At 57.2% G+C, this 753-nt stretch carries 2 protein-coding genes; both read right to left on the bottom strand.

The genetic code is table 11. From position 1 onward, the window contains the following. On the bottom strand, positions 1–496 hold a 496-nt coding region (locus tag A3730_RS06040), incomplete at its 3' end, for a ribonuclease H-like domain-containing protein (protein ID WP_197477328.1). 35 nt (positions 497–531) lie between these two features. After that, on the bottom strand, positions 532–753 hold a 222-nt coding region (locus tag A3730_RS06035), incomplete at its 5' end, for a pyridoxal-phosphate dependent enzyme (protein WP_156500965.1).

The following is a 753-nucleotide window of genomic DNA, read 5'->3' as shown; positions in this document are numbered from 1 at the left end:
GCGGCGCATTGGCGCGGCCGTTATACATGGCCAGCACGTCCATCAGGTCCAGGTGACGCTGATGGTAGCGACTCAGGTAGTTGTTCCATTTGAAGCTGGAGTCTTCATTGCCGGTTTCCCAATAACGGTGGGCAGGCACACCATGCTTTAGCGCGCGATAGTGCAGCACCGGCAAATCGAAACCGCCGCCGTTCCAGCTCACCAGGTTCGGGGTAAAGCGATCGATGCCATCGTAGAAGCGCTCGATCAGCTCTTTCTCTGTGCTGTTTTCATCGCCCAGGGACCACACTTTCACCCCTTGCGCAGAACGTAGCACCACGGAAATGGCGACAATACGATGCAGGTGCAGGCGCAGAAACTCGGTACCATTCTCCTGACGGCGCAGGTTGAGCAAGGCGCTGGCAGTGTCCTTGTCGCTAAGCCCATCCAGATCGTAGATACGGCGCCCGCCATCCAGATCGGGGATGGTTTCGATATCAAAGACCAATACGTTCACATGCTCTCCCTGTTTTCGCTGTCAATTGTCCACTATCAACTGTCAACGGCATTAAACACACCGGTAGACAGATAGCGGTCGCCCCGATCGCAGATAATCGCCACGATCACGGCATTTTCCAGCTCGTCACTCAACCGTAGCGCCCCAGCCACGGCCCCGCCGGATGATACACCGCAGCTGATGCCTTCTTCGCGGGCCAACCTGCGCATGGTGCGCTCGGCCAGGTCCTGATCCATATCCATGACACGGTCTACACG

This window comes from Alcanivorax sp. HI0044 (genome assembly GCF_001634945.1).
The sequence above is the reverse complement of the archived record's forward strand: the minus strand, read 5'-3'. Positions and strand labels throughout refer to the sequence as shown.